This is a genomic window from Acidovorax sp. GW835-FHT14B10, from assembly GCF_058793725.1.
In genome coordinates this window covers 139,085-148,422 of record NZ_JBXAGC010000008.1, presented here as the reverse complement: position 1 = coordinate 148,422, position 9,338 = coordinate 139,085, and the positions used below count along the sequence as shown (strand labels likewise).

Genomic DNA, 9,338 nt, shown 5'->3' with positions numbered 1-9,338 from the left:
GGCTGCGCACCGCGCCTTGCATCCCCTCCCGCAAAGGCCACTGCGCGACCCCTGGGAGATCGTAAACAGGCTCTCAGGTGCCCCTGCCGGGGCTGGCCACGGTCAGACGTCGATAGCCTCTGCCGAGCCCGCCTGCTTGCGCAGCTCGAACTTCTGGATCTTGCCCGTGGCGGTTTTGGGAATGTCGCCAAACACCACGGCGCGCGGCACCTTGAAGCCGGCCAGGTGCTTCTTGCAGTGCTGCACGATGTCTTCGACCGTGGTCTGTGCACCGGCCTTCAGTTCGACGAAGGCGCAGGGCGTTTCGCCCCACCTGGCGTCGGGCTTGGCCACCACGGCGGCGGTCAGCACGTCGGGGTGGCGGTAGAGCACATCCTCGACCTCGATGGACGAGATGTTCTCGCCACCCGAGATGATGATGTCCTTGCTGCGGTCCTTGATCTTGATGTAGCCGTCGGGGTACTGCACGGCCAAGTCGCCGCTGTGAAACCAGCCGCCGGCAAAGGCTTCCTCGGTGGCCTTGGGGTTCTTGAGGTAGCCCTTCATGGCGATGTTGCCCCGGAACATGATCTCGCCCATGGTTTCGCCGTCCCAGGGCACGGGGCGCATGGTTTCGGGGTCAAGCACGCGGGCCGCGCGCTGCAGGTGGTAGCGCACGCCCTGGCGCGCATTCAAGCGGGCGCGCTCGCCGATGTCGAGGTCGTTCCAGGCTTCGTGCTGGGCGCACACCGTGGCCGGGCCATAGACCTCGGTCAGGCCATAGACATGGGTCAGGTCGAAGCCCATCTTCTCCATGCCCTCGATCATCGAGGCCGGCGGCGCGGCGCCCGCCACCATGGCCTTCACGCCAGCGGGCACGCCCTCTTTCATCGCGGCGGGCGCGTTGACCAGCAGGCCGTGCACGATGGGCGCGCCGCAGTAGTGGGTGACGCCGTGGTTGCGAAGGGCATCGAAGATGGCCTGCGCCTCCACGCGGCGCAGGCACACGTTGACGCCCGCGCGCGCCGCCACCGTCCACGGAAAGCACCAGCCATTGCAGTGGAACATGGGCAGCGTCCACAGATAGACGGCGTGCTTGGGCATGTCCCACTCCAGCACGTTGCTGATGGCATTGGTGGCCGCGCCCCGGTGGTGGTAGACCACGCCCTTGGGGTTGCCGGTGGTGCCACTGGTGTAGTTGAGCGCGATGGCATCCCACTCGTCGTCGGGCAGTTCCCAGGCGAACTGCGGATCGCCGCCGGCCACGAAGGCTTCGTAGGTGGTGCTGCCCAGCTTCTGGCTGGCGGGGCCATAGACGGCGTCCTCCACGTCGATCAGCAGCAGCGGCGCCGGGTTCTGGCGCAGCGCCAGGGCCTTGGCCATGACGCCGGCAAACTCGGGGTCCACGATCACGGCCCTGGCCTCACCGTGGTCGAGCATGAAGGCGATGGCCTCAGGATCAAGGCGCGTGTTCAGCGCGTTGAGCACGGCACCCGCCATGGGTACGCCAAAGTGCGCCTCGACCATGGGCGGCGTATTGGGCAGCATGACGGCCACGGTGTCGTTCTTGCCGATGCCGGCGCGCTGCAGGCTGCTGGCCAGCTGGCGGCAACGCGCATAGGTCTGCGCCCAGGTCTGGCGCAGGCTGCCGTGTACGATGGCCAGGCGGTCGGGGTAGACCTCGGCGGTACGTTCGATGAACCCCAGCGGCGACAGGGGTGCGAAGTTGGCTTCAGTGCGGGGCAGGTGCTGGTCGTAGATGGAGGTCATTGCGCTTCACAAGGAAAAAATGAACAGGAGCCAGACAGGCCACGCCTCAGGGGTGGTTGCTGCGGCCTTGCTTGACAAGGTACATGGCCGCATCCGCGCTGGCCAGCAGCGATTGTGCGTCGTGCGCATCGCGTGGGAAAAGGCCCATGCCGATGCTGGCGCGCACCCGCAGCGATTTTTCGTGCAATTCCAGCGGCTGTGCAAAGGCCTGCTGCAGTTTTTCGGCAATCTGAAGCGCGGCTTCTTCGGTATCGACGTTCTCGCACAGCACGGTGAACTCGTCGCCTGCCAGGCGAGCCACCGTATCGACCTGGCGCACGGCCGAGACGATGGCACGGCCCGTGGCCTGCAGCACCTCATCGCCCGCCGCATGGCCCAGGGCGTCGTTGATGGACTTGAAATCGTCCAGGTCCACAAAGAACAGCGCACACGCCCGTCCGCTGCGCCTTGAGAGCTCCAGCGCCTGCGCCAGGCGCTGCTCGAACATGCGCCGGTTGGGCAGTCCGGTGAGGAGATCGTGATGGGCCAGGTGCGCCATGCGGTCCCGGCTGGCGTTGAGTTCGGCGATCTGGCGGGTGATCTGCTGCTCCATGTCGCTCAGGCTGCGCGCCAGCTCGCCCACCTCGTCCTGCCGCTCGACCGGCAAGGCACCATGGGGCTGGCCCTGCGAGAACGCGCGGGCAGCGCGCACCATGGCCTGCAGGGGGCTGGTCACCGCCCGGGACACCAGCGTGGCCAGCAACATGCCCACCGCGCTCAGGATCAGCAGCATCTTGAGGATGCCGCGCCCCAGTTCCAGCACTTCGTCCTGCACCACGGCCATGGGCTGCGAGAGCCCTGCCACCAGGAAGCGGCCTTCGTCCGCATCCCCGACAGGCAAGCGCGTGAACGAGAACACGCGCGGCTCGGCACCATCCGCCTGCGCGTCCATCATGAGCTCGTGGGCGCGCCCTTCGACGATCTGCGCCACCGGTGCCAGGGTGCCCTGCAGAAGAATGCGTTGGCCACGGTCGAAACCAAAGGTCTGGGTCGGATCGGGGTGCACCAGAATGTCACCCCAGCGGTTGCACAGGTAAAACTCATAGTTCTCGGGCAGGCTTTTCCTGAAGTCGGCCAGGAAAGGGGTGGCCGCCACGCGCACCACCACCACGGCCTCGACCGTCCCCCAGCGCACCACGGGCGAGGCCATGTTGAAGATGGGTTGCTGCAGCGCTTCGGTGGCATCGCCTTCGTGGTTGATGCCGAACTCGCTGAAGTACACCCCGCCCGAACGCAGCTTGAGGGTTTCGAAAACAAAGGGGAAATGGGCTTTTTCCTGCAGCGCGGCCTGGGGTGCCTCCACCAGGTCATCGCCCAGCCGGTCAACCCGCAGCAGCTCCAGGCCATGGTCGCGGGCACTGATGAGCCGGATCTGCAGGTACGAGGGGTGCGCAGCCAGACTCGCCTTGAACACTCCGGCCAGCATGCGGCGGTCGCGCACAGAAGGTGCATGCGGCGGCTGCGCCGTGCGCGGCTCGGTGGCCACGGCCGCCGCGGCCGCCAGCAAGGTGGCATCGCGCGCCACGGTCGAAAAACCGGCTTCGAGGTGGCGCGTCAGCACCTGCGTGGTCGCCAGCAGCGAGCGCTCGGCCCGCTCACGCAGCAGTTCGCGCGCGGCAGCATAGGTGTGGTAGCCCGCCAGCACCGCAGCCAGTACGCTGAAGGAGGCCAGAATCCAGCCCAGGCGCGACGCGATGCCCCAGCGCATGGCTCAGAACCCCTCGGGGCGCTCGCCCGACACAATGCGCCGCCAGAGCCGGGTGCGCTGCTCTTCGTTCTCCACCGGCTCAAGCCACACCATCGGGCTCGCCGCCGCGCCCGCCGCGCCGCCGGGGGGCTCCTGCAAAGTGTTGGCCAGCCCCTGGCGCCGGGTCAGTACGCCGCTCACCGCCGGCTCAAGCATGTAGTCGATCCACCGGGCCGCCAGTGCAGGCTGGGCAGAGCGGCGCGTGATGGCCCAGCAGTCGAGCCAGGCCAAGGCCCCTTCCTGCGGGATGACATAGCCCACGTCGAGCCCCGCGTCGCGCAGCAACTTGAGTTGCTGCTGGCCGTAGTTGGCATGCATCACCGCGATGCGGTGGCGGCGGAACAGCTCCACCGATTCCTCGGGCACCGAATAAAACGACAGCACGTTGCGGCGAAGCGCCACCAGGTCGCGGGCCAGTCCACCGAACCGCGCCGCATCGATGCGAAAGGGCGCGAGCCCCAGGTGCTGGGCGGCCAGCGAGAAACTGTGGCTGCTGCCGTGGAACACCAGCACCCGCCCCTGCCAACGCGGATCCCACAGCACGTTCAGCGAGTCGGGCGGTACGCTGAACTGCCGGCGGTCGTAGATCAGGCCCATTTCGGAATAGGTATAGGGCAGCGCATACACGGCCCCTTCGCTGGTGATGCCGGGAATCGATGCCAGCTGCCGAAACCGGGGCAACTGGCGCCCGGCATTGGCAATGTCCTTCATCGGCAGCGGGATGAGGCGCTTTTGCGCGACCAGGCTGGCGATCTCGACCGTGTTGGCGGCCACTACGTCGTAGCCTGGGCCTGCCGGATCGGCCAGCTTGGCACGCAGGCTGTCGTCCGAGCCCACGGTGGTGATTTCGACGCGCACGGCATGGCGCTTTTCAAAGGCGGCCACCACATCGGCGTCGGCGTACCCGGGCCATGACAGGACGCGCAGCACCGGCGCCCCCGCCGCGCACAGCGGCAGCCAGGCAACGGCTGCCACGCACAGCCACGCACCCAGTCGCTGCGCCAGCCGCGCTGCGGCACTGCGTGTCCACGGGGTCCCCGTTGTTGCCATGGAGATATCTCGGCTCCGCCAGATAGATGTTAATGAGTGTAATCGTGCTTTGCGCTGACAATAAGCCCCGTGTCGATTCCCCAATCTTTCATCCAGGAACTGCTTTCGCGCGTGGACGTGGTGGACATCGTGGGCCGCTACGTGCAGCTCAAGAAAGGCGGCGCCAATTTCATGGGGCTGTGCCCCTTCCACGGCGAAAAATCGCCCTCCTTCAGCGTCAGCCCCGCCAAGCAGTTCTATCACTGCTTTGGCTGCGGCAAGAACGGCAACGCCATCAGTTTTCTCATGGAGCACGCCGGCATGGGCTTCATCGAGGCCGTGCAGGACCTGGCCCAGCAGGTGGGCCTGCAGGTGCCCGACGATGACATCTCGCCGCAGGAAAAAGAGCGCGCCGCCGCCGCCCGGCAAAAGCAGGCCACGCTGACCGATGTGCTGGAAAAAGCCGCCGAGGCCTATCGCCGGCAGTTGCGCATATCGCCCCGGGCCGTGGCGTATTTCAAGGGACGTGGGGTGTCGGGTGCGGTAGCCAAGCGCTATGGCCTGGGCTATGCCCCCGAAGGCTGGCGCAGCCTGGCCAGTGTTTTTCCGCACTACGACGACCCGCTGCTCGAAGAAAGCGGGTTGGTCATCGTCAATGACGAAGATGGCGGCAAGCGCTACGACCGCTTCCGTGACCGGGTGATGTTCCCCATCCGCAACGTCAAGGGCGAGTGCATCGGCTTTGGCGGTCGGGTGCTGGGCGATGACAAACCCAAGTACCTCAACTCGCCCGAAACCCCGGTGTTCCACAAGGGCCGCGAGCTGTATGGCCTGTTCGAGGCCCGCGCCGCCATTCGCGAGCAGGGTTTTGCGCTGGTCACCGAGGGCTACATGGATGTGGTGGCCCTGGCGCAGCTGGGGTTCCCCAATGCCGTGGCCACGCTGGGCACGGCCTGCACGCCCGAGCATGTGCAAAAGCTGCTGCGCTTTACCGAATCGGTGGTGTTCAGCTTTGACGGCGATGCCGCGGGTCGCCGGGCGGCCCGCAAGGCGCTCGACGGTGCCCTGCCCCATGCCGGCGACACGCGCAGCATCAAGTTTCTGTTCCTGCCGCCCGAGCACGATCCCGACAGCTTTGTGCGCGCGCACGGCTCCGATGCCTTTGCCCGCCACATTGGCGATGCGGTGCCTTTGAGCCGCTTCCTGATCGAAGCCGCCAGTGAAAGCTGCGACCTGGGCACGGCAGAAGGCCGCGCCCACATGGCGAGCAATGCCCGCCCGCTGTGGAGCGCCCTGCCCGAGGGGGTGCTGCGGCGCCAGGTGCTCACCGAACTGGCACAGCTGGCCCAACTGGACGCCCACGACCTGTCCGACCTCTGGAGCAAGACCGCCGCCCAGGAAGGGGCACGCCACCCTGGCACCGTGGCCTCGCACCGCCATGCCGCCCCCCCCACGGACGAGCCCCCGTGGGGTGCGCCGGCCGATGCGGGCTGGCAATCGCCCGGCGGCTACGACGCTCCCCCGAAGCCACCCTTTCGCAAGGGCGGCGACTGGAAAGGCGGCAGCTGGAAAAAAAAGGACGCCGCGCCCTGGCCGCCCCAGCCACGCCTGCCACGCACGCCCACCGCCAGCCGGGCAGACCACGCCGCACGGCTACTGTTGTCGCACATGGCGTTTCTGGAAGAGTTGACGCACGACGACCACGCGGCGCTGTGCGCCCAACCCGCCCCGCATGGCCCGCTGTTCAGCTGGCTGGAAGAACAGTTCCACGAGCATGGGCCACAGGCCTGGGCCCTGCTGCGGGAAAGCCTGCGGGGCAACCCCTGTGAAGCCCTGGCGGTGAAGGTCATGACCGGCTCGCACGCGCAGACCGAGGGAGATCTGCACGAATTGCGGCTGGAACTGCGGGATCTTCTGAACCGCATGCTGATCGAAGACATCAACGCCCAGCAAAAAAACCTGATCCTGCAGGTGGCGCAAGACCCCACGGCACTGGAACGCTACCGTGCGCTGGAACAGCGGCGCAACGTACTGCAAGGCATATTGCCCCGCACCCCTTGAAATATCGGAAAGTCGGTATAATGTAGGGTTTTTCGGCAAGAGCGACAGCAGCACCTCCGAGCCGGGCCACCGTGACAAACGCGCACCTATGCGCTGATGGGCCCACTTATCGCAAGGACTGCACACCAAATGTTCGCCCAGACATCTTGCCCCTGAGGGCCTCCCCTCAAAACGTGAAGCCACCCTAGCTTTGCGTTGCCACCCGCGCCGGGACCTGAGGCGCTTGCGTTTTCTTTGTGTCCGTTTTTGATTCTGAGGTTGTTCCATGCCCGCTCAAAAGTCCGCGAAGCCGCCCAAGTCCGCTCCAGGCACTGCCGCGAAGGCTGTCTCCAAAACCGCTGCCACAGCACCGGTCAAAGCCGCGCCCCGCAAGGCCGTTGCTGCGGCCCCTGCCCCGGCTGCCAAGAAAGTGAAAACTGTGCCCGTGAAAAGTTCTGCCGAGCTGACCAAAGCTGCCGATGAATTGCTGAAGAAGAAGCCTGCCCGCGCCGCAGCCGCCCCGTCCGACGGTGACGAGGCCCCCAAGAAACGCCCTGGCCGTCCGGCCAAGGCCGCAGAGAGCGCCGAGGCCAAGACCCCCGCCAAGCGCGGTCGCAAGCCCAAGGCAGCAGCGGGCGAAGTGGGCAGTGACGACGCAGACCTGTCGGATATCGAAGCCGACCTCGAAGGCGAAGTGGAGGCCACCCCCACGGCCGAAAAGGTCAAGCCCCTGCGCATGAAGATCAGCAAGGCGAAGGAACGCGCCTTGATGAAGGAATTCGGCCTGGACGAAACCGTCCTGTCCGAAGAAGACATGGCCAAGCGCCGTGCGCGCCTGAAGACCCTGATCAAGCTGGGCAAGACGCGCGGCTACCTCACGCACGTTGAAATCTCCGACCACCTGCCCGACAAGCTCGTGGATGCCGAAACCCTCGAAGCCGTCATCACCACGCTGAACGACCTGGGCGTGGCGGTGTACGAGCAGACGCCCGACGCCGAAGCGCTGATCATCACGGACAACGCCCCCGCTGGCGCCACAGAGGAAGAAGCCGAAGAGGCCGCCGAAGCCGCCCTGTCCACGGTGGACAGCGAGTTCGGCCGCACCACCGACCCGGTGCGCATGTACATGCGCGAAATGGGCACGGTGGAGCTGCTCACGCGCGAAGGCGAAATCGAGATCGCCAAGCGCATCGAAGGCGGCCTGATGGCCATGATGGAGGCAATCAGCGCATCGCCCGCCACCATCGCCGAAATCCTGAACATGGGCGAGGAGATCCGCGAAGGCAAGGTCGTCATCTCGACCATCGTGGACGGTTTCTCCAACCCCAACGAAGCTGACGACTATGTGGCCGAAGAAGACTTCGACGAATTCGACGAAGCCGATGACGACGACGGCAAGGGCGGCTCCAAGGCCCTGACCAAGAAGCTCGAAGAACTCAAGAAGCAGGCGCTGGAGCGCTTCGACAAGCTGCGCGAGCTGTTCGAGAAGGTCCACCATATCTATGACAAGGAAGGCTACGGCACGCCCGCCTATGTCAAGGCCCAGGCGGCCCTTTCGCAGGAGCTGATGACCATCCGCTTCACGGCCAAGACCATCGAGAAGCTGTGCGACATGGTGCGCGGCCAGGTGGACGATGTGCGCAAGAAGGAACGCGAACTGCGCCGCATCATCGTGGACAAGTGCGGCATGCCCCAGGAAACCTTCATCAAGGACTTTCCGCCCAACCTGCTCAACCTCAAATGGGTGGAAAAGCAGGCCGCTGCCGGCAAGCCCTGGTCGGCCATCATGGCGCGCAACATCCCGCCCATCCAGGACCTGCAGCAAAAGCTGACCGACCTGCAATCGCGCGTGGTCGTGCCGCTGGTCGAGCTCAAGGGCATCAACAAGCGCATGAACGAGGGTGAAGCCACCTCGCGCGATGCCAAGAAGGAAATGATCGAGGCCAACCTGCGCCTGGTGATCTCGATTGCCAAGAAGTACACCAACCGCGGCCTGCAGTTCCTCGACCTGATCCAGGAAGGCAACATCGGCCTGATGAAGGCGGTGGACAAGTTCGAATACCGCCGCGGCTACAAGTTCTCGACTTACGCCACCTGGTGGATCCGCCAGGCGATCACAAGGAGCATTGCCGACCAGGCGCGCACCATCCGCATCCCGGTGCACATGATCGAGACCATCAACAAGATGAACCGCATCAGCCGCCAGCACCTGCAGGAGTTCGGCTTTGAACCCGATGCGTCCATCCTGGCGGCCAAGATGGAGATCCCCGAGGACAAGATCCGCAAGATCATGAAGATCGCCAAGGAGCCGATCTCCATGGAAACGCCGATTGGCGACGACGACGACAGCCACCTGGGCGACTTCATCGAGGACGGTGCCAACACCGCCCCCATCGAAGCCGCCATGCAGGCTGGCCTGCGCGACGTGGTCAAGGACATCCTCGACGGCCTCACACCGCGCGAAGCCAAGGTGCTGCGCATGCGCTTCGGCATCGAGATGACCAGCGACCACACGCTGGAAGAAGTGGGCAAGCAGTTCGACGTGACGCGCGAACGCATCCGCCAGATCGAGGCCAAGGCGCTGCGCAAGCTCAAGCACCCCAGCCGCTCGGACAAGCTGCGCAGCTTCATCGATTCGCTGTAAGCCGTACCCCCACAGCCCTGGCAACAGGGTGTGCCTTCAGGCGCCCCGACCACCACTGTGGTGCCGGGGCGTTGTGCTTTGGGAGCGACA

5 protein-coding genes are annotated in these 9,338 nt (G+C 65.6%); 2 read left to right on the top strand and 3 right to left on the bottom strand.

Features of this window, described 5'->3' with window-relative positions:
* Positions 1-102 precede the first annotated feature (102 nt).
* From AC1Q5S_RS08660 to AC1Q5S_RS08650, 3 genes are read right to left on the bottom strand one after another with little or no spacing between them, the layout of a single operon-like run.
* Positions 103-1,749 (bottom strand): acyl-CoA synthetase, encoded by a 1,647-nt coding sequence (locus AC1Q5S_RS08660; protein ID WP_492238653.1) that lies wholly within the window; start codon positions 1,747-1,749, stop codon positions 103-105.
* A gap of 46 nt (positions 1,750-1,795) precedes the next feature.
* Positions 1,796-3,496 carry a diguanylate cyclase domain-containing protein gene (locus tag AC1Q5S_RS08655; protein WP_492238652.1) on the bottom strand — a complete coding sequence of 567 codons (1,701 nt, stop codon included), beginning with the start codon at positions 3,494-3,496 and terminating at the stop codon, positions 1,796-1,798.
* 3 nt (positions 3,497-3,499) lie between these two features.
* A complete protein-coding gene (locus AC1Q5S_RS08650; RefSeq protein ID WP_492238650.1) occupies positions 3,500-4,585 on the bottom strand; it encodes an ABC transporter substrate-binding protein in 1,086 nt (361 codons plus the stop codon).
* A gap of 69 nt (positions 4,586-4,654) precedes the next feature.
* On the opposite strand from AC1Q5S_RS08650, the gene dnaG reads away from it, so the two are divergent.
* Positions 4,655-6,625, top strand: coding sequence for a DNA primase (dnaG, locus tag AC1Q5S_RS08645; RefSeq protein WP_492238649.1), 1,971 nt, complete (start codon positions 4,655-4,657; stop codon positions 6,623-6,625).
* A 265-nt stretch (positions 6,626-6,890) separates the two neighbouring features.
* Positions 6,891-9,248 (top strand): RNA polymerase sigma factor RpoD, encoded by a 2,358-nt coding sequence (gene rpoD, locus AC1Q5S_RS08640; protein WP_492238648.1) that lies wholly within the window; start codon positions 6,891-6,893, stop codon positions 9,246-9,248.
* Positions 9,249-9,338: the final 90 nt, after the last annotated feature.

Coding starts and splice junctions, on each gene's coding strand:
- AC1Q5S_RS08660 (WP_492238653.1), bottom strand. CDS start 1,749: ATGACCTCCATCTACGACCAGCACCTGCCCCGCACTGAAGCCAACTTC.
- rpoD (WP_492238648.1), top strand. CDS start 6,891: ATGCCCGCTCAAAAGTCCGCGAAGCCGCCCAAGTCCGCTCCAGGCACT.
- AC1Q5S_RS08655 (WP_492238652.1), bottom strand. CDS start 3,496: ATGCGCTGGGGCATCGCGTCGCGCCTGGGCTGGATTCTGGCCTCCTTC.
- AC1Q5S_RS08650 (WP_492238650.1), bottom strand. CDS start 4,585: ATGGCAACAACGGGGACCCCGTGGACACGCAGTGCCGCAGCGCGGCTG.